Annotated in this window: 12 protein-coding genes; 5 read left to right on the forward strand and 7 right to left on the reverse strand. The window is 42.2% G+C overall.

What is annotated here, in order from left to right; all coding sequences use genetic code 11:
• Nucleotides 1-110: 110 nt before the first annotated feature.
• On the reverse strand, nucleotides 111-4,451 hold the full coding sequence (locus tag DXA54_RS19060; RefSeq protein ID WP_120080399.1) for a hybrid sensor histidine kinase/response regulator transcription factor: 4,341 nt from the start codon (nucleotides 4,449-4,451) through the stop codon (nucleotides 111-113).
• 476 nt (nucleotides 4,452-4,927) lie between these two features.
• On the opposite strand from DXA54_RS19060, the gene DXA54_RS19065 reads away from it, so the two are divergent.
• The 3 genes from DXA54_RS19065 to nagB are packed head-to-tail and all read left to right on the forward strand — an operon-like array spanning nucleotide 4,928 to nucleotide 8,021.
• Complete coding sequence (locus DXA54_RS19065; RefSeq protein WP_004305273.1) at nucleotides 4,928-5,905, forward strand: TIGR01212 family radical SAM protein; 978 nt, start codon at nucleotides 4,928-4,930, stop codon at nucleotides 5,903-5,905.
• 58 nt (nucleotides 5,906-5,963) lie between these two features.
• On the forward strand, nucleotides 5,964-7,160 hold the full coding sequence (locus DXA54_RS19070; RefSeq protein ID WP_004309431.1) for an FprA family A-type flavoprotein: 1,197 nt from the start codon (nucleotides 5,964-5,966) through the stop codon (nucleotides 7,158-7,160).
• Nucleotides 7,161-7,208: 48 nt separating this feature from the next.
• Nucleotides 7,209-8,021, forward strand: a complete 813-nt coding sequence (gene nagB / locus DXA54_RS19075) for a glucosamine-6-phosphate deaminase (protein ID WP_004301540.1) — start codon at nucleotides 7,209-7,211, stop codon at nucleotides 8,019-8,021.
• Nucleotides 8,022-8,123: 102 nt separating this feature from the next.
• Here nagB and DXA54_RS19080 read toward each other — a convergent pair whose 3' ends face one another.
• The 6 genes from DXA54_RS19080 to DXA54_RS28235 all read right to left on the reverse strand — a co-directional run bounded on the left by DXA54_RS19080 (nucleotide 8,124) and on the right by DXA54_RS28235 (nucleotide 17,055).
• On the reverse strand, nucleotides 8,124-10,250 hold the full coding sequence (locus DXA54_RS19080; protein ID WP_120080405.1) for a GDSL-type esterase/lipase family protein: 2,127 nt from the start codon (nucleotides 10,248-10,250) through the stop codon (nucleotides 8,124-8,126).
• Nucleotides 10,251-10,397: 147 nt separating this feature from the next.
• Nucleotides 10,398-11,012 (reverse strand): L-threonylcarbamoyladenylate synthase, encoded by a 615-nt coding sequence (locus DXA54_RS19085; RefSeq protein ID WP_004301542.1) that lies wholly within the window; start codon nucleotides 11,010-11,012, stop codon nucleotides 10,398-10,400.
• Nucleotides 11,013-11,031: 19 nt separating this feature from the next.
• The gene (locus DXA54_RS19090) at nucleotides 11,032-13,560 is read right to left on the reverse strand and encodes an AsmA-like C-terminal region-containing protein (protein ID WP_004309434.1); all 2,529 of its coding nucleotides are present in this window, start codon (nucleotides 13,558-13,560) and stop codon (nucleotides 11,032-11,034) included.
• Between the two features lie 365 nt (nucleotides 13,561-13,925).
• Nucleotides 13,926-15,920 carry an AAA family ATPase gene (locus DXA54_RS19095; RefSeq protein ID WP_120080401.1) on the reverse strand — a complete coding sequence of 665 codons (1,995 nt, stop codon included), beginning with the start codon at nucleotides 15,918-15,920 and terminating at the stop codon, nucleotides 13,926-13,928.
• A gap of 2 nt (nucleotides 15,921-15,922) precedes the next feature.
• Nucleotides 15,923-16,708 carry a Cof-type HAD-IIB family hydrolase gene (locus DXA54_RS19100; protein ID WP_004301545.1) on the reverse strand — a complete coding sequence of 262 codons (786 nt, stop codon included), beginning with the start codon at nucleotides 16,706-16,708 and terminating at the stop codon, nucleotides 15,923-15,925.
• A 200-nt stretch (nucleotides 16,709-16,908) separates the two neighbouring features.
• Nucleotides 16,909-17,055, reverse strand: a complete 147-nt coding sequence (locus DXA54_RS28235; RefSeq protein WP_004301546.1) for a hypothetical protein — start codon at nucleotides 17,053-17,055, stop codon at nucleotides 16,909-16,911.
• A gap of 332 nt (nucleotides 17,056-17,387) precedes the next feature.
• Here DXA54_RS28235 and DXA54_RS19105 point away from each other — a divergent pair, with 332 nt between their 5' ends.
• Together DXA54_RS19105 and DXA54_RS19110 are read left to right on the forward strand one after the other, a co-directional pair.
• The gene (locus DXA54_RS19105; RefSeq protein WP_120080403.1) at nucleotides 17,388-18,377 is read left to right on the forward strand and encodes a hypothetical protein; all 990 of its coding nucleotides are present in this window, start codon (nucleotides 17,388-17,390) and stop codon (nucleotides 18,375-18,377) included.
• Between the two features lie 185 nt (nucleotides 18,378-18,562).
• On the forward strand, nucleotides 18,563-19,735 hold the full coding sequence (locus DXA54_RS19110; RefSeq protein WP_004309438.1) for a MalY/PatB family protein: 1,173 nt from the start codon (nucleotides 18,563-18,565) through the stop codon (nucleotides 19,733-19,735).
• The last annotated feature ends 169 nt before the right edge of the window (nucleotides 19,736-19,904 follow it).

Genomic DNA, 19,904 nt, shown 5'->3' on the forward strand with positions numbered 1-19,904 from the left:
TTTATCTTGTATGAAAAGTCCCTTTATATCAGTTTACTCTATCGAATTTTGATTGATCGAATAATGAGACAACCGGGTATAAAGGGACTTTTTATATTCTTATCAAAGAGTTATTTTTTTCTCTCTTTGTATTCTGACGGGGTAATTCCTATCACTTTCTTGAAGCACTTGCTGAAATATTTCGGATCGTTGAATCCCGTCATATATGCTACCTGGGAGAAGTTATATTCGTCGCTGTCAATCAGTTGTACGGCACGTTTGATACGTATTTCCCGTATAAAGTCAACAGGTGTCAGTCCGACGATTGATTTTAATTTCCGGTAGAAGATTGTACGGCTAAGCATCAACTGTTCTGCAAATTCGTCAATCGTTAGTTCGGCATTGTCCATCTGTTCTTCCATGTATGCCATTACTTTTTTCATAAATTGCTCGTCGTATGGAGTAATCTGTGGTTGTGAAGGAGTCAGAGGATCGGGAGAAGAGGTATTCTTTCCTTCCATCAGCCTATTCATATAGAGCTCCTGCAATGCTTTGCGTTGTCGTAACAAGGAGGCTACACGGGTCTTTAGATAAGTAGCACTGAAAGGTTTGGTGATATAATCGTCAATGCCTTGTTCCAATCCGGCGATACGGTCGTCCAGAGAGGCTTTGGCTGATAATACAATGATGGGGATATGGCAAATATTGTTGTTCTCTTTGATTTGCCTAATCATTTCTAAACCGTCCATCACCGGCATCATAACATCGCTGATAATAAGATCGGGCAGGTCGTCAACAGCATGTTGCAATCCCTCTTCACCATTGGAAGCTGTGATTACCGTATAATTCTCCGACAAAATACTTTTCAGAAAAGCCTTTAACTCTTCATTATCTTCTACCACCAATATGGAGAAACCATCCGAATTAGTCTCAAGGTCTTCTTTTTCTTCCACCTCTTCTGGCGCTTTCATGCTATCGACGGGATGAGGTGCTGAACTCTGACTATCATTCAGGATAAATTCGACTTGTACATCCTCTTCGAAAATTTCCCGTTGTAAAGGCAAGCTTACTGTAAAACGGCTGCCTATTCCGGGTTGACTATTTACTGTAATAGTGCCATGATGCATTTCCACCATCTCTTTCACGAGAGACAGCCCGATGCCGGAAGATGGTTGCAGAATATTCTGTTTTACCAATGACTCGAAGCGTTGGAACAAGGAATGTTGCTTTTCTACTGCAATTCCGATTCCTTCGTCTGCAACCTCTATCTCTACCGTCTTCTCTTTCGTTGTGATATTGACTGTAATCGACTTGTCGGCAGGTGTATATTTGAATGCATTGGAAAGCAGATTGAAGAATATCTTTTCAAACTTATCTCTATCCACCCAGCTATATACCGACTGGATGGTAGAAGTCAGCTGATAGTTTATGTTCTTTTCTTCAGCTATCAGTTTGAAGCTACTCATCACCTTTTGCAAAAGTGGGATCAAATCGGTCTCTTCAATCAGCAGTTTCATTTTCTGATTCTGAATCTTGCGGAAATCCAGAATCTGATTCATCAGTCGGAGCATGCGCTCTGTGTTCTGATGTACCAAAGTCAAATGCTCACGGGCGGAAGGAGAAAGCGGTTCATTCTCTAATACCTCTGTCACAGGGCTACTGATTAAAGTTAGCGGAGTACGTAACTCATGAGATATGTCAGTAAAGAATCGCAGTTTGATATTTGCTAATTGTTGTTCCATATCCACTCTGTGACGTAACCGGTAGATGTAAAATAATACATATACGATGCTTGCCGTAAAGAGTATGAATAGAATGAAATAGAACAGCCATGCCCAGTAGGTTTCCCAAAAGGTGGGGAGTACATGTATAGATAGAGTCTGTACATTGTCCACCCAGACCCCGTCACTGTTTGTTGACTTTACCTGCAACTGATATTTGCCTGCAGGCAAGTTGATGTAGCTAGCGGAACGGTTATTATCTGCTTCATTCCATTCTTCTTCTAGTCCTTGCAGGCGATAGGCATATAAAATCCCTTTTGGATTGACATAATCAAGTGCAGCAAACTGGAAAGTTACATTCCTTTGAGAGGGCTCCAGTTCCAATTCTTCCAGATTGTCAATGGAGTGATCGGTAAGGTGTCCTTGAATCTTGAGTCCCGTAAACACAATAGGAGGGACATAGCTACTCTTCCGCATCTTCTCCGGAGAAACTTCCAGAAAGCCTTTATCAGTTCCTAAGATAATTTGGTTGCGGGCATTGATAATAGGAAGAGCTTCGGAGAAATTGAATTCCTGATAGATGGAACTTAATTCATAGTTCTCAAAAGTTTCTTTGGCTGGATCGAATTTGGAGAGCGCAATCTCCGAAACAACCCATAGCTGATTCTGTGTATCTTCAATCATTGATAGTGCCAAATCGGAAGCCAGCCCGTTGTTCTTGTCGTAGTTTCTGAATTGGATATTCTCGTTCAGCAGATTGGGAGATATCACTTTATTTACGCCTCCGGTGAAACTGATGATATAAGTGGTTTTATTCTTGTCTGTATAGATATGCATGATATCGTTGGCACTAAGACTGTTTTTATCTCCCGGTCTACGGATATTCCGGTAGAATTTAATCTCTTCCAGGCGTTCGAAGTTGTTCGAGAATGTCAGCAGTCCGTTAGTCGTTCCCACTAAAATCACTCCTCCCGGAGCTTCTGCAATATTGCGTACTTTCATACCGTAAGCTATGGGATAGTTTCTTAACTCATTATTACTATGAATAAATGAAACTTTTCCATCTTTAGCTTGTGCCAGCAGATTTAATCCACCCCCATAACATCCTATCCAAATATTATTACGACTGTCCTGAAAGATAGCATAAATGCTATTACTGCTTAAACTATAAGGATCATTAGTCTGGTGTTCAAAATGGTGAATAGAGTAATGATTTGCTCCTGTCTTTTTAAGTAGGAAAAGTCCGATTTCTTTAGTCCCCAACCATATATTTCCATCTTTGTCTTCCAGAATTGAATATACCCCATTATAGAACGATTGTTTTTCCTTAATGATATTTCCTTGTTTGGATAAGTACCCCACCAGGTTACCATCCGGTGCGAATATTTGGATATAATTAGATTTCGATGCTGTCCATAGACGTTTATTGCTGTCTTGCAGGAATGCACGTGTTTCTGCCTCGTAATCAGTCAGGTTAAATTGATAGCTCTGTGGAAAGAAGCATAGTTTCTCTACACCACGTGCTGTTGCAAACCAACAGTTTCCCTGATTATCCAATGTATAAGACCTGACTAACGGACTGAAAATAGACTTAGGATTATTGATATCCGTAAGAAGCGGTTTGAGAGTTCTTTCTTTCCGGTCATAGTAGCAAAAGTTTCCTTCCGTGGGGAGTAACCATAGGTTTTTCGCATTATCTTCAAAAATAAGTTTGCGACTTTTACGCCCATGCTTGATAATCTCATCTTTTGGGGTGAACAGATGCTCTTTTTCATTGGTCACGAGGTTAAGATGGACAATGCCCGGATCTTTTGAAAAAATCCAGATATCTCCCAAGTGGTCTTGATAGACAGATTCTACATCGTTGGAAGTTTGGGTAGCTGTACGGATGTCTATTTGCTGGAAACTGTTCTTCGGGATAGAATACAAAATCACTCCATTATCCGTTCCCAAGGCCAGCATATCTTTTCCTATGGTGGTGACATTGTTTATTTTATGATGCGGATAAGGAATATCTACGAATTTCAGTTTTTTAGTGTGGAAGTCATATCTGGCTAACTTGTCATTTTCTGCAATCAGATAGATCGTTTCCTTTATTTGGGTGATGAACTGGAAAGGAAAGTCAGTATCCAGTGTTTTCTTTCCTATGATGGAAACACCTTTGTCTGTCAATATCCATTCATCTTCTTCAGAGTCTTGATAAATGTTAAATATTTGATATCCTTTCAGGTTGTGGTTGGAAGCTGAATAAAGTGTGATACCTTCTCCTTTTTTGCATAATTGTTCGTCCACTCTGAATGCATATCCGCTTTCACAGAGAATCCAGGCAATCCCTTTCTCCAGCGAATAAATGCGTGTAACATTGTTAGTTTGTTTCGTGGAAAGTTCAATAGGTTGGAGAACATCAATAAACTTCTCGGTTTCCACATCAAAAAGACAGGCTTGTCCATCGTAAGTGGGGCACCATATATCTCCGTATTTGCTTTCTGAAATAGTTCCCATGCGATTACTGCCGAATGCATATTTACTCTCTTGCGAAGTTTTATATGTCTTAAAAGTGTATCCGTCAAACTTGTTAAGCCCGTTCCAGGTACTAAACCAAACAAGCCCTTTCTGATCCTGTAAAATGCTCATTACATTACCTTGAGCGAGACCGTCACTCACGGAGAAATGTTTAACTTGGCAGATAGGTTGAGCAGCTATATCGATCGCTATTGTTAGAAGAAGAAATAAAGTATGGAGCCGTTTCATAGTAGTTACTTTAATGTTTATAGCAAAAATAAACAAAACAATGCAGAATGGAAAGTCCGATAAGCGGTTTGAACGAATAATACTCGTTTTTTCCTATTTTTTCCTCTTCATCCTATACAGCATTGATCTCTATGTTGTGTTTTGAACAAAAATAAGAGAGTAATATTAGTTAAAAAAATCCTCTTTATAATCTGAATAAGATTATAAAGAGGATAATTTTATTGACAAGAGTTGCATGGGGTATGGTGAGATGAAATCATAATTGGGGAATAAATTGCACAAGACTTTCACAAGTATCCTCCTGCCAATGCCTAAAATCATAGCAAAGCTAATTAAATAGTTTTTCGAATTGCAATATTTATTAATTTATCTTATGGTATTTATGAAATTTTTAATATATTGAAGATATTTTGTGCCAACTTTCCGTAACTCGTTGATTTTGCTTATGTTTGTAGGTAAAATAAAGAATGAAGTGAATGAATATGTCTACACAGCTATTATATAATGATTTCCCTACTTTTTTACGGAAATATTTTCCTTACAAAGTACAAAAGATTTCATTGAATGCAGGTTTCACTTGCCCCAATCGTGATGGTACAAAAGGGTGGGGTGGATGTACTTACTGCAATAACCAGACTTTTAATCCGGATTATTGTCGGACAGAGAAATCTATTGCAATTCAATTGGAAGAAGGTAAATGCTTTTTTGCCCATAAATATCCGGAAATGAAATATTTGGCCTATTTTCAGGCCTACACCAATACATATGCGGAGTTGGAAGGCTTGAAGCGTAAGTATGAGGAAGCATTGGCGGTGGATGGGGTAGTCGGGCTGGTGATTGGTACGCGTCCCGATTGTATGCCGGAAAGTTTGTTGCGTTATCTGGAAGATTTGAACAAACATACGTTTCTCATGGTAGAATATGGGATCGAAAGCACTTGTGATGAAACCTTAAAACGCATCAATCGGGGGCATACTTATGCAGATACAGTAGAAGCTGTGTGTCAGACAGCGGCCTGTGGTATCCTGACAGGTGGACATATCATCCTCGGACTTCCGGGAGAAACACATGATACAATGGTGGCACATGCCGAAATTCTTTCCGATCTGCCTTTAGCTACACTTAAAATCCATCAGTTACAGTTGATCCGTGGTACGCGAATGGCGCATGAGTATGACGTAACTCCTGCTGGCTTTCATTTGTTTAACGAGGTTGAGGAATATATTGATCTGGTGATTGATTATGTAGAACATCTCCGTCCCGATATGGTTGTGGAACGTTTTGTTTCCCAATCTCCTAAAGATTTATTAATAGCTCCGGACTGGGGATTGAAAAATTATGAATTTGTAGCTCGTTTACAAAAAAGAATGAAAGAAAGAGGTGCTTATCAAGGTAAGAAGTATAGGGATTCGGAAAAAAGGATTATTTTTGCAAACGATAAACTTACCACTTAATAAATAGCTGTTTTGCGGAGTATAGAATAGTGGAAGAAATATTTAATGGATTTGAAAGATGGAAAGTAAAACAAGAATTAAAGGAAATGTCCACTATGTGGGAGTAAATGACCGTAACAAGCACAGATTTGAAGCGATGTGGCCATTGCCCTATGGAGTTTCATATAACTCTTATCTGATTGATGATGAAATGGTGGCATTGGTAGATACGGTAGATATCTGTTATTTTGAAGTCTACTTGCGTAAAATCAAGCAAGTGATTGGAGAACGTCCCATTAATTATTTGATTATAAATCACATGGAACCGGATCATTCGGGATCTATCCGATTGATTAAACAACATTATCCGGAAATTATTATCGTGGGTAATAAGCAAACATTCGGTATGATTGAAGGTTTCTATGGGGTAACCGGTGAACAATATCTGGTAAAGGACGGTGATTTCCTCGCTTTAGGACGTCACAAACTGCGTTTTTATATGACTCCAATGGTGCATTGGCCGGAAACGATGATGACTTTTGATGAAACGGATGGAGTTCTTTTCTCCGGTGACGGATTCGGATGTTTTGGTACTGTAGATGGCGGATTCCTGGATACCCGGATCAATGTCGATAAGTACTGGGGAGAAATGGTTCGTTACTACTCTAATATCGTTGGTAAATACGGAAGCCCCGTGCAAAGGGCTTTGCAGAAATTAGGTGGACTTCCCATTTCTGCCATTTGTTCTACTCACGGACCTGTATGGACAGAGAATATTGCAAAGGTGATCGGCATATATGATCGTTTGAGTCGTTATGATGCGGATGAAGGTGTTGTTATTGCCTACGGAAGCATGTATGGAAATACAGAGCAGATGGCGGAAGCTATTGCTGAAGAGCTTTCTGCACAGGGGGTTAAGAATATCGTTATGCATAACGTAACAAAGAGTCATCCTTCTTATATCATAGCGGATATTTTCCGTTATAAGGGATTGATTATCGGTTCTCCTACGTATAGTAATCAGATATTTCCGGAGGTGGAAGCGCTGCTTTCAAAGATTCTGCTGCGTGAGGTGAAGGGACGCTATTTGGGTTACTTCGGTTCTTTTGCATGGGCAGGTGCTGCGGTGAAACGTCTGGCGGAGTTTGCTGAAAAGAGTAAATTCGAATTGATCGGTGATCCGGTGGAGATGAAGCAGGCTATGAAAGACCTGACTTATACCCAGTGCGAAAATCTGGCACGTGCCATGGCGGACCGTTTGAAGAAAGATCGTTAAAACAGTGAATGAGATAATTTATTAACTAACCTATAAAATAATCGACTTATGAGACTTATTATTCAGCCGGACTACCAGTCCGTATCTCTGTGGGCTGCACATTACGTTGCCGCTAAAATAAAAGCTGCCAATCCAACCCCCGAGAAACCATTTGTATTGGGCTGTCCCACCGGATCATCTCCTCTGGGCATGTATAAAGCTTTGATCGACCTGAATAAGAAAGGAATCGTTTCCTTCCAGAATGTGGTAACATTCAACATGGACGAATATGTAGGATTGCCGAAAGAACATCCGGAAAGCTATTATTCTTTCATGTGGAATAACTTTTTCGGTCATATCGACATTAAACCCGAGAATACTAATATTCTGAATGGTAACGCTCCGGATCTGGATGCAGAATGTGCACGTTACGAAGAAAAGATCAAGTCATACGGTGGCATCGACCTGTTCATGGGTGGTATTGGTCCTGACGGACATATTGCATTCAACGAACCGGGATCTTCATTGACTTCACGCACTCGTCAGAAAACGTTAACAATGGATACCATCATTGCTAACTCCCGTTTCTTTGATAATGACATCAACAAAGTTCCTAAGACTTCTTTGACAGTGGGAGTAGGTACTGTGCTTTCTGCAAAAGAAGTGATGATTATTGTAAATGGTCATAACAAAGCTCGTGCTTTGTATCATGCGGTAGAAGGTGCTATCACACAGATGTGGACAATCAGTGCATTGCAAATGCATGAAAAGGGTATTATCGTTTGTGATGATGCTGCTACAGCTGAATTGAAAGTGGGTACTTACCGTTACTTCAAAGATATCGAATCTGCTCATTTGGATCCAGAATCATTGATTAAGTAATTTGTGATGAAATAATAGAAATAAGGGCTGCGCACTGAAAATGTGACGCAGCCCTTTTAATTTCTGATACTATTATGTGAAGATTAGATTTTGGATGATTGTCTAACGAGCAAGTATTTTGGCTATTTCTGTTGCTGCTACTTTATATCCTTCACCAGTGAAATGAATGTAATCATTTCCATAAAGTCCGTCTTTCATAGTTCCGTCCGCTTCGGTGAACCATTTGGTGGGATTGATATATTCAACTTTCTCGAATCGGTGATGTTGTAATATGTCATGAATCTTATCACATTGTGTGCGCACTTTACTCTGTTGTTCCTTACCGGATGGAAACAGACCTAAAAGAATGATACGTGATTCGGGGAATTGCTTCCGTACTTCATTGGCTACTGCGATAATTCCTTCAGCCGTGTTTTCAGGACTGTCTTTTCCACTTATCAGATTATTAATTCCAATGGCAATCACTATGTTTTCAGGGTGGCAACTATTGTAGTTATCATAACGGACACGCCAAAGCAGGTTTTGCGTGCGGTCGCCGGATATGCCGGCACTTTCCCAATTATCCTTTCCTATGGCATTGTCCATAGCCTCTTTGCCGGGCTTGTAAGTCACTTCTTTTCTGTTACCTCCCCAACCTTGTGTGATGGAATTTCCCAATAACAACAGTTTTAAATGTTTCCCATTGAGAGTGGCGGTTATGTCTTTTGCTACGCTGTTCCAGTCCGAGTTTTGGGTCCATCCGGCTGCCGAACGGAATTCATTTCCCGGTACAGGATGCACACACATATTTTCCGCCCTGTTCGTAGCTTTGAGGATGAACTGCACAATAGGCTCGGGATTGTTGAGGGAGTGCGGGTGATGATCCACTCCAGGCTTATGAATAATAGTAATTGGTGCATGCAATTCCTCCATACGTTGTTCGAAAATGGCTGTGTTTTCAGCAACCGACACCACTTGGTCAGCATCACCTACCACGTGCAGGATGGGGATTCCGGCTTTTGCCATTGTCGGTGCACAGTCTATCGGATTCTTTTTCCAGTTCAACGCTTCAGCTTCGTTTTTAAAACCGTAAGCATTGAGAAATTGTTTCGTATCCATGGCGGAACCGGCAGATTTACCTTGTCCCATAGGCCAACTTTTGAAGTCCATTACGGGGGCATCTGCATAAATACATGCCACTTTTTCCGGGTTTTGTGCCGCCCAGTTATAGACAATCAGCCCGCCACGACTCATCCCTTCAAGTGCCACTTTCTTGTTGAATCCGGCTTTCACCATTCGCTTGTAAAAACTATTCCAGCGTTGAACAGCTTTATCCGAGCCATATAAGTCGGCTACATCACAGTAAACAATATGAAAGCCATGTTCCAATAATGCTATGGCAGTCTGTGGCTCATGCCCCCAAAAGCGTGCACGAATCATCCAAGGTTTTCCTATGGCTTCTTTTGCGGGCTCTACTACAAGGCATTTTACTCCCTCATTCTCAAATTCATACCCTTGGTGTCCATGGAAGTTGAATCGTTTGGCATCTTGTATTCCCAGTGATGTCTGCAGCTTTGTTGGAGAAGCTGTTGTTTTTACAGCGAGATATTCATATATCTTTTGGGCCATGACTCCTGCTCCGATAGAAGAGGGGTGTAGTTTGTCCGGTAGCATAACCGAATCCCACTGGTCGCCGAAGAGATTAAACAGATTGATAATTTCCAGTTGATTTTTCCAAGCCAATTCTTCCACCGTGGGGCGTACCTCGTTTTCTATCAGTTGTGCATTGATTTCCGAACCCTCCGGCAGGAAACAACGGATAGGAGTCAGGAGAATAATACGTGGATGTGATTTCAGATTCCGGTATGTGTCAATTAATGTCTGGTAATTGTCTTTGAATTCGTTTTTGTATTTCCAGTTTTGCGGTTTGGTATCGTTAGTACCTAATTTGATTAATACAATATCGGGCTGATATTCCAGAGATGCTTTGTAGGTATCTGTTTCGGAATATGGGTAATCTCCTTTAGACAATATAGTTCGACCAGAGGCTCCGAAGTTTTTGACCTCATACCCATCTCCCAGATAAGCTTGAAGTTGTGCCGGATAGCAGTTCATTTCCCGGTTGGGGATGAATGCTCCATAAGTAATACTGTTTCCTATGCACGCTACCCGTATGGGTTCACTTGCAAATGATTGGATAGTAATGAATAGACATACAAGAAAGATGCCGATGTGATTTAATTTTTTCATGATGAATATGATGATTTTGGTTTGTTGGGGGGGGATAACCAATCGTTGTTTTGCTGTGTATAAACGAACTGGCATGCTACTAATAATAAAACTTATTTATTCACGTTCCTATCATATAGCATACCAGTTCGATTCATTTTTCGGCTTTTATACCTCTTCCAGCCAGCCTTTCCCTTGCCGGATGATTTCCAGTTCGTCGTCGGTACATTTCACTACAGTGGAAGGTTCTATACCTCCGATACCTCCGTCAATGACCAGATCGACAATGTCACCGAACTTCTCATCTATCAGTTCGGGATCTGTCATATATTCCAAGTCCTCATGCTCTTCGTAAGGCAGAGTGGTCGTCATAATGGGAGCATCCAGCAGGCGTGCGATTTCGCGGATTATATTATTATCCGGCATACGGATACCCACTTCTTTCCGGTTGCGGAAGATTTTGGGTAACCGGTTGGTTCCGTTCAAAATAAAGGTGAATGGCCCCGGAAGATTATGCTTCATCAGCTTGAATATATTATTGTCTACTTTCGCATATTCGCTGATGCTACTCAAGTCATAACAGATGATAGACAGATTGTTCTTTCTAGGGTCTATCTCTTTGATCCGGCATATCCGTTCTATAGCACGTTCCTTCAAACCATGACAGCCGATGGCGTACATCGTATCAGTGGGATAGATAATCAGTCCGCCGTCATTCAGGATGTCGATGATTCGTTGTAAATCCTGCGGGTTATTATTTTTGTCATATAGCTTCAGAAGCATAATTCATTCTCCTTCTCTCTTATTTGAGTTTCTTTTTTAAGAAATCCAGTGCCTTTTCTGCTGCTTTCTCTGTCACCTTTTGTTTGATTGAATCCTTATTGGCGGTAGCGGCAGAGTCCAGTCCCAGTTTCTGTCCGAGTTTGCTGATAGCTTCATCGGCTACAGCCTCGACAGCTTGATTGGCCATGCTTTTAGTATCGACGCTGACTTTCGGAGAGGTAAATGAACCTCCGATCTTCAAGTCAAGAGTCATTAGTTTAGAGATATTGCCTACAGATGCCGGCAACTTCACTTTTCCGGAGTAGTCGATGGTTTGATCGAGGCCTGTGCTACCGGAAAGATTCAATGTGTAGTCTCCCATCTTGATATCGAACGGTTTGGTTTCTACGCGTCCGTCTTTGATGGTGAAATCCAGTGTCATATCTTTCACCTTCATGTCTTTCAGACTTGGCTGTTTAACGGCATCGGCTATTTCGTCGATTGCTTTCACTCCGCTTAAACTAAGATCACGGGTGGAAAGGCTACCATCACCTTGCATTGTATTCAGTACAGGGCTCATGGTTGCATCCAAATCTGTCAGTACATTAATACTTCCGGAGAAATTACCTTTCAGGTTTTCGAAGATAGGAGCCATCTTCTGCACCATGTCCAATTCTTTGTAAGCTTGTGCGAAACCGATATTGGAGAGTTTGAATCCGGCTTTCATCTCCGGCTTCTTTACGTTGGCAGTGGAGTAGTAGCCGTTCATGACCACGTTGCCACCCATGGTATTCATGGAGAGGTTTTTCATATCCACTTTGCCATCTTTTACCACAAGCTTGCCGTTCATATTATTGAAAGACATCTTATCGAATAACACCTGTTTCAGGTTAGCGTCCATTTGGAAGTCGATGTTGCGGGGAACTTCCATAATACCCGTGGCAGCTGTAGCTACGGAGTCGGTAGACGCAGTTTCTGATGCAGTCGCTTCATCCGCAGAAGCAGCCATGAAGTCGTTCAGATTGAAATAGTTGGAACGAATATTCAGGTTTCCTTTCAATGTAGTACCTTTCAATGCGTAACCGATATAGTTTTCAAACCGACTGTCGGCTGTGATATCATTCTTTCCGATGTTGACGGTTGTCTCGCTCAACTGGAGGTATTTCGGGGTGAAAGTGAAGAGAGACTTCTTGATTTCTACGTCCGGCATATCTTTCATTTTGAGTTTCATACCCGTCAGTCCGATAGTACCTGAAGCTTGCATACGTTCGTATTCCTCTTTTTCGATATAGGAAAGGCGTCCTGACATTTGCATATCGGCGTCAATGGTACCGTTCAACTCCATATCTCCAAGTGGATAGACTTGTTTTATCATACCTAAATTGAGAATCCCTTTAGCTTCAGCTTTAAAGTCCGGATCGCTGATCGGTGTTTTTACATTAGCCGTCAGGCTAAACGGATTTCCGGCAAGACGGAAACTGAAAGGATTGATATTGACCGTCGTCAGGTCGATATTTCCTCCCGGGTTCTGGACGTTGGCACTGATATTGATTTGATCCACTCCTGCCGGTAAAGCCGGATAGCGGAACATGGCATTCTTGACTTGCATATCAATGTTGAATGCAGGAACGGTGTCGCCTTGCAAGATACCTTTGGCCGTTGCAGTAAGCGTAGCGGTTCCGTCTGTTTTCAGACTGGAGAATTCCGTTGCATAAATGGCTGGAATCAGTGACAAGATTTCCTTAAACCCGATATCGTTCGTGTTAAGTTTCAAGTCTATGTCGATAGCCGGATCTTTCAAGGCTACCCAACCGTCGATACCTGCCTGAATGGCGTTGAGGCGGATGGTGTTGTCTTTTAATGTGTATTTGTTATTGGCAAGGTCGGCATCCACATCCATTGTTGCGGAGATATTGGCATTGGCCAGGAAAGGGATTCCATTCATCTTGTAAGTAAGTGATTTGGTTTCCGCTTCCAACTTCAGAGTAGTGCGGTCACTTCCTAAGTCTCCGGCGCAGACTGCGTTAAAGTCGCGGATATCAGCATACATCTTTCCTTGTTGATCGTCATAAATCAGGTTCATGTTTTTGATAACAAAGCGTTGTAGCTTCACTTTGAAAGGAGAAGATGCTTCTTCTTCTGAAACAGGAGCTTCGGCTGTTGCTGTTGTATCCGGTTTCATAATATCCCAGTTGGCACGTCCGTCCGGCAATACAATGGCATGTAACCGTGTATCTTCAATGAATATTTTAGAAATATCGTAACCGCTATCTCCGAAAAGAGAGAATAAGTTGACTGCGGCAGTAACTTCTCCGGCCTGTACAAGGGTGTCGTTGGCAAATTCACCAGTACCTTTTAACCAGAAATCCTCGAGAGTGACAGAAGCCTGTGGAAAGTTACGGAACAGGCTAATGTTAAGGTTCTTAAAGTCAAATTGTGCATTAAGCATCTTGTTGCCTTCTGTTTTTACAATGTCGGCTATCTTTCCCTGGAAGGCGAAAGGAAGAAGGAACATCAGAATGATGATGACTCCTACTGTGATAGCTGCGATTTTCAAACCTTTTTTCATTTGCTTCTATTTTAAGAGTTTGAGATATTACAAAGAGCAAAACTAATAAAAGTTTTTGATATAGAGGGAGAATCAGTTCCTTTTCTTTCGTCTTGATACGAAAGAAAAGGAACCAAAAAGAAAGAATCAAGGCTACGTTTTTCCGACTACTCCGGTGTTTCCTCCGGCTAAAGGGCAGAAACTCGCTACGCTCAAACAGTTTGCCCTTTTTAACGCCGGAGAAACCACCTGCGCTTGACGTCGGAAAAACGAGGCCGGGAGGCCATGCGGGGGCACTGTTTGATGGAGATATTGTGTGTAGGATGATTTTTATGTAAGTGTGTAGATGACAAAGATGGATAGGTGCGGAGGTCGGGAAGAATAGGCTATTTTTTCTTTCTAAGTTCTTCTGCAATTCTCCATTGTAAGGCGGCTTCTCCTTCTTTCCCGACTTTCAACAGAGCGTCTCCGAAGAGTTTGTGTGCACCGGCATGTTCCGGTTTCAGGCTGGTGGCCTTGTCCAGGTCGGCAATGGCACCTTCTGTGTTTTCTGTTTTTAGCCGGAGCTTTCCGCGGTTATAGACAGCTTTAAAGTTTGCCGGATAGAGGGTGACTGCAATGTTGAAGCAGTTTTCAGCATCGAAATACTCTTTGTTGTTGAAGAGAGTGATTCCTTTGCGTATCCAGGCATCCACATAATTAGGGTCGAGACTAAGTGCCTTGTCGTAGTTGGCGAGGGCGGCACGTGAGTCGTGTGCCTGGGTGATACATTCGTTACCCATTAATAGATATTCGTGAGCATATTGGCGGAGGCGTTCCTGCTGTTCGCGCATTTGCTCTTTGAGTTTCTTATTCTGCTCTTTCAAGGTGTTTATGACACCGAGTTTACGTCGGATAAAACGGCGGGGAACAGGTTTCTCAATATCATAGCGGGAATGAATGGCGCGGAAAAACTGTTCCAGACATTCCTCCATGTCTCCTTTGTCGAAAGCGCGTGAAGCAGCAGCGTATTGCACGTCGGCCTGCGCTTGTTTCAGAGCTTTGTCGATAGCCTGCCGGTCGTTGAAACGTCCGGCAAAGTTTACGATTTCGGGGCGGACGAAGACGTCAGCACGGTTAATAGGCTTTTTGAGCTGAATACCGTCCAGTGAGGTACAGCGGCTTAGTGCCACGTATGCTTGTCCACCTGCAAATACACCACCTGTGAAGTCGATGACTACACGGCTGAAAGTCAGTCCCTGACTCTTATGGACAGTGATGGCCCAAGCTAACCGAATGGGATATTGTGTGAAGCTACCTAAGACTTCTTCTTCTATTTCTTTTGTCTTTTCGTTGTAGCGATAACGGATATTGCGCCATGATTCACGCTTTACGTCACATTCTTTTCCATTGTCGGTGATAACGTAGATGGTTTCTTCTTCCTCATCAATTCCGGCAATGACACCAATGGTACCGTTTACCCACCTGCGGTCGAAATCATTTTTAATAAAGATGATTTGTGCACCGGGTTTCAGTACGAGCTCTTGTGAGGTGGGTAGACTGCTTTCGGGGAAATCTCCTTCGATGACTCCTTCAAAAGTAATTGGGTCTCCGGGAAGTTCCGCCAGTTTCTTTTCGTTGATAGAGTCTACCGTGTCTCTACGGGTGGCCAGAGTGATATACATATCAGCTTCCGATTCTTCTATCTGGCTTCCATAACGGGTGTTCAGTAGTTGCAGATCAGCCGCTCCGGCTGTATTGTTCCGGATATGGTCGAGGACGCCGACAAAAACGGGGTCTGTTTGGCGGTATACCTTTTGAAGTTCGATGGATACCAGGTCTATCTGGCCGAATACTCTGGCAGAGAAAAAATAGGGTGTAGGATAGAAGCGGTTCAATATTTCCCGTTCGTCGTTTTTTACGACGGGCTCCAGTTGGAATACGTCGCCTACCAATAACAGTTGTTTTCCTCCGAAAGGTTCACGCAGATTGTGAGAGTATACACGTAGGATTCGGTCGATGGCATCAATGATATCCGCCCTTACCATTGAAATCTCGTCGATGATGACCAGTTCTATTTGTTCCAACAGCTTCCGGTGAGGCTTGGTGTATTTGAAAAATTCATGGATACGACCACGCTGGAGACTCAAGTTCGGGTCATCCGGCAGCAGCGGATAGAAAGGGAGTTTGAAGAAACTATGCATCGTACTTCCTCCGGCATTGATAGCAGCGATGCCTGTCGGGGCGAGTACAACGTGTTTCTTTTTGGTATTTTCGCAGACGTAACGCAGGAATGTAGATTTCCCTGTACCCGCTTTCCCGGTCAGGAAAACCGATTGACGCGTATATTGAATCAGGTTCAGGGCGTCCTGAAACGCTGCGTTATTGGTGTCTACGCTCATAATCAGATAATACCAAAATGCTTCATTGCCTTGCTGATGCCATCCTCGTCGATGGGAGCTGTCACATAATCGGCAGCGGCTTTCACATCCTCTTTGGCTTGTCCCATGGCTACTCCGATGGCTGCATGGCGGAGCATGCTGATGTCATTTCCTCCGTCTCCGAAAGCCATGGTATCTTCGAGTTTAATATCAAAATAGCGGATTATTTCATCAATGCCCTTTTGCTTGGTGTCTCCTTTGGCGGTCACATCGGCAAATGCAGGATACCATCGGCCTATCTCGCAGGTAGGAATAGACGGACGGATTTCTTTTTCTTCCTCTTCCGTGATAAAGGGTGTCATTTGGATGACTTCCTTACTGGTTGCCTCCTCGAAAGATACAGTCGGAATCACATTCACGTGCAGGAAATCATAGAATATCTTTTTCACCATGTCATTGGGCTGGCAAACGGAAATGTTGTGTTCCTCTACAAAGATACAGGGAACGCCTTTTTTCTCGCAGAAATCTCCCATCGCTTTTACTTCGTCCTGGGGGATGGCACTTTTATAGATTACCTGTTCCCCGACAAAGCAGTAAGCCCCGTTCATGGTGATATATCCATCAATCAGATTCCGGTCTTGCAATTCGGAGAGGTTGTTGATAATGGCTTTCGGACGTCCCGTAGCGATAAATATCTTCAGTCCTTTTGCACGGGCGGCTTCCAGTGCCTCAATGGTAGACGACGGGATGCGGTGAGTTTCAAAACTGACCAATGTTCCGTCTATATCAAAAAATAATGCTTTCGTCATAAATTCTTTTTTGAATGGAGTACAAAAGTACTATTTTTCTATGTAAATAGCAATTAGGAGATTTCTCTTATGCTTTTTTTAAATCTCTACTCTTATCGATAGGAACACAATTATTTAAAAGTGCCTAATAAAATGATTAATTATAATAGGTTCCTTTATTCTTTTGACTAAAAAAGTTTCCCAAGCATGGCATCAAGTCTTTATTCTTCTAACGAATTCTCCTTATACTTCTCTCCATAGAGTTGCTGGTACTCCTTTTGGAAACGGTCATAAACACTTTGTGCATACGCTTTTTGTCCAAGTTTCTTGAGTGCTTTTATTTTGAAAGTCAATGCCGTTTCGCTCATTCCGTCAAACGAGAAAAGCACGTCGGACAATACGATAACCTTTCTGGGTTCATTATTCGCTTCTACGATAGGAAGCAGTTTCTCGATGATCCGGATGAAAAGTTCGTCATGGTTAATTTTGATATTGCCAAACCATTCGTAATCTACAAAAGTAGGCAGTAAGGTGCCTCGTTGCAGCAGGCCGATAAATCAGAATCCTAATTATTAATGGGATGGCAATTATGCTTCTTTCTGTTTTAATAAGACGGGATATTGCAGAACTTGATAAAACTAACAGTCTGTCCGGATATTCCCTTGGGGAGATTTAATCGGGCTTTAAAAATCTTGAATCAATGAAACAAATAAAATATTTATCCTTTATCCCTTTTCTAGCTCTTCTCTGCTTGATGACGGGATGTGAAAATGACAAAGATGTGTATTACCCTTATGTCAATGTTCCGCTTACTACGCACAATCCGGTGCTCGTTGAGGGAGAAGTCCTGCATATCGGTATTGGTTTGGACGGTGTGAATTATCGTGTAGAGAGTGATAATGAGGATGTGGTGACTGCCGAGGTGGTCGGCAACGAGATACTGTTGACAGGCGGTGACATAGGTAGCACCATCGTTCGCCTTTCGGATGATAGCTACAATCGTGCTCTCATGACGGTTGAAGTACGTAAACTTCAGGAACTGACACTCGAATCGCTCCCGGAGGGAGTGGAAGTATTGCGTCTGGATAATGACGGCGTTATTCTTCGTGAAATGAAAATACTGACCGGTAATGGCGGTTATACCGTTAAATCTCTGAATGAAGGGGTAGCTACTGTGGCAATCTCCGGCACTACAGTAACTGTTACTGTGGTAGGTGACGGTGGTACAACTATTACTGTGACCGACCAGGAAAAGGAAAGCCGTTCCATAGATTTATGGGTACCGCTCAATCTTGACGACCCGACGCCACGTATTTATTGGGATGGTTATCGTGCCGATATTAACACGGTCGGAGTTTCCAGTACCGGATCTTATGCAACGCCAAAAGATATGTACTGGTATCAACAAAACGGTGAAGTGAAAGATACATATTATGTCTACTTTAACGGTGGTTGGGCAAACAATTTAAATAGTGTGAATGCTGCCAACCGTAATCCGAAGTTTGAAACGACTATCAATGACACTAAGACTTCGTATACAGACAAAGCAGCCTCTGCCGTTAAACTGACCGAGTTTATTTTGGAAAAACGTATCGGTACAGGTCCGACGAGCCATCCGCATATCTATTTCATCTCTTTAAAAACAGAAGATGGTAAGCGTGGATTTATAGTGCATCGTTGGAATGAATAATAAAGACAAATAGGTTCTTAGTTTTTTTTTCAGGGTATGAATATGAGGGTCGGATGCTGTATTGCTCCGGCCCTCTATGTTTTGATAGAGCATACAAAATTAGAGGCTGCCTTTCGGTAATACCACGAAAACAACTATCTTTGCTAACTGTTTATTATACACATAACCTAACAATATTATGCAGTATGAACTATAATTTTGATGAAATAATAAACCGTCATGGTACAGATTCCGTAAAATGGGATGCAGTAGAGAATCGTTGGGGACGCAATGACCTGATTCCAATGTGGGTAGCTGATATGGATTTCCGCACAGCTCCTTTTGTCATAGAGGCTTTGAAAAAACGCCTGGAGCATGAAGTACTCGGATATACATTTGCTTGCAAAGAATGGTCGGAGTCTATTATTAACTGGGTGAAGGAGCGCCATGGTTGGGTGATTCGTGAAGAGATGTTGACTTTCACTCCCGGTATTGTTCGCGGCTTGGCTTTTGTGATCCACTGCTTTACGCAAAAAGGAGATAAGATAATGGTAATGCCCCCTGTTTATCATCCTTTCTTTTTAGTCACTCAAAAGAATGAACGTGAAGTGGTATTCAGCCCGTTAGTCCTGAAAGATGAACAATATTATATTGATTTCAACCGCTTCCGTCAAGATATTCAAGGATGCAAATTGCTTATTCTAAGCAACCCTCATAACCCGGGTGGACGTGTATGGACCAAAGAGGAACTGTCTCAGATAGCCGACATCTGCTATGAAAGCGGCACATTGGTTATCTCTGACGAGATTCATGCTGACTTAACCCTGCCTCCATACAAACATCCTACCTTTGCTTTGATTTCAGAGAAGGCACGGATGAACTCTCTTGTCTTTATGTCTCCCAGCAAGGCATTCAACATGCCGGGATTGGCTAGTTCTTATGCAATTATTGAGAATGACGAACTTCGTCACCGTTTCCAGACATATATGGAAGCAAGCGAGTTTAGCGAAGGACATCTCTTTGCTTATTTAAGTGTAGCAGCTGCTTACAGTCATGGTACAGAATGGCTGGACCAAGTGGTAGCATATATTAAAGGAAATGTGGATTTCACTGAAACGTATTTGAAAGAACATATTCCTGCTATCAAGATGATCCGTCCGCAAGCCTCTTACTTGATCTTTCTGGATTGCCGCGCATTGGGACTCAATCAGGAAGAACTGAACCGTCTTTTTGTAGAAGATGCTCATCTGGCGCTGAATGATGGAACAACATTCGGTAAGGAAGGCGAGGGATTTATGCGGTTGAACGTTGCTTGTCCACGTGCTACGCTGGAAAAAGCATTGAAACAGTTGGAGCAGGCTGTAATGGATTTAAAATAGTCTTTTAAGTCCATTACCCGGTTCGGAAATAAAATCAATCCGTTCAGGGGATGAAGCTATATTTCCTGTCTCACTCTTGCTTTTTACTATTTAATTTTGTATCTTTAGTGCTTCTCATCTTCCCACAGGGCAGACGCATTAAAAATTATTTTCCTGTAAAAGTTGTGAC

The sequence above is a fragment of the Bacteroides sp. OF03-11BH genome (assembly GCF_003604005.1).
GTDB lineage: Bacteria > Bacteroidota > Bacteroidia > Bacteroidales > Bacteroidaceae > Bacteroides > Bacteroides ovatus.

Coding starts and splice junctions, on each gene's coding strand:
- DXA54_RS19060 (WP_120080399.1), bottom strand. CDS start 4,451: ATGAAACGGCTCCATACTTTATTTCTTCTTCTAACAATAGCGATCGAT.
- DXA54_RS19085 (WP_004301542.1), bottom strand. CDS start 11,012: ATGCTTCTGAAGCTATATGACAAAAATAATAACCCGCAGGATTTACAA.
- DXA54_RS19100 (WP_004301545.1), bottom strand. CDS start 16,708: ATGACGAAAGCATTATTTTTTGATATAGACGGAACATTGGTCAGTTTT.
- DXA54_RS19110 (WP_004309438.1), top strand. CDS start 18,563: ATGAACTATAATTTTGATGAAATAATAAACCGTCATGGTACAGATTCC.
- DXA54_RS19065 (WP_004305273.1), top strand. CDS start 4,928: ATGAATATGTCTACACAGCTATTATATAATGATTTCCCTACTTTTTTA.
- DXA54_RS19080 (WP_120080405.1), bottom strand. CDS start 10,250: ATGAAAAAATTAAATCACATCGGCATCTTTCTTGTATGTCTATTCATT.
- DXA54_RS19090 (WP_004309434.1), bottom strand. CDS start 13,560: ATGAAAAAAGGTTTGAAAATCGCAGCTATCACAGTAGGAGTCATCATC.
- DXA54_RS19095 (WP_120080401.1), bottom strand. CDS start 15,920: ATGAGCGTAGACACCAATAACGCAGCGTTTCAGGACGCCCTGAACCTG.
- nagB (WP_004301540.1), top strand. CDS start 7,209: ATGAGACTTATTATTCAGCCGGACTACCAGTCCGTATCTCTGTGGGCT.
- DXA54_RS28235 (WP_004301546.1), bottom strand. CDS start 17,055: ATGAGCGAAACGGCATTGACTTTCAAAATAAAAGCACTCAAGAAACTT.
- DXA54_RS19105 (WP_120080403.1), top strand. CDS start 17,388: ATGAAACAAATAAAATATTTATCCTTTATCCCTTTTCTAGCTCTTCTC.
- DXA54_RS19070 (WP_004309431.1), top strand. CDS start 5,964: ATGGAAAGTAAAACAAGAATTAAAGGAAATGTCCACTATGTGGGAGTA.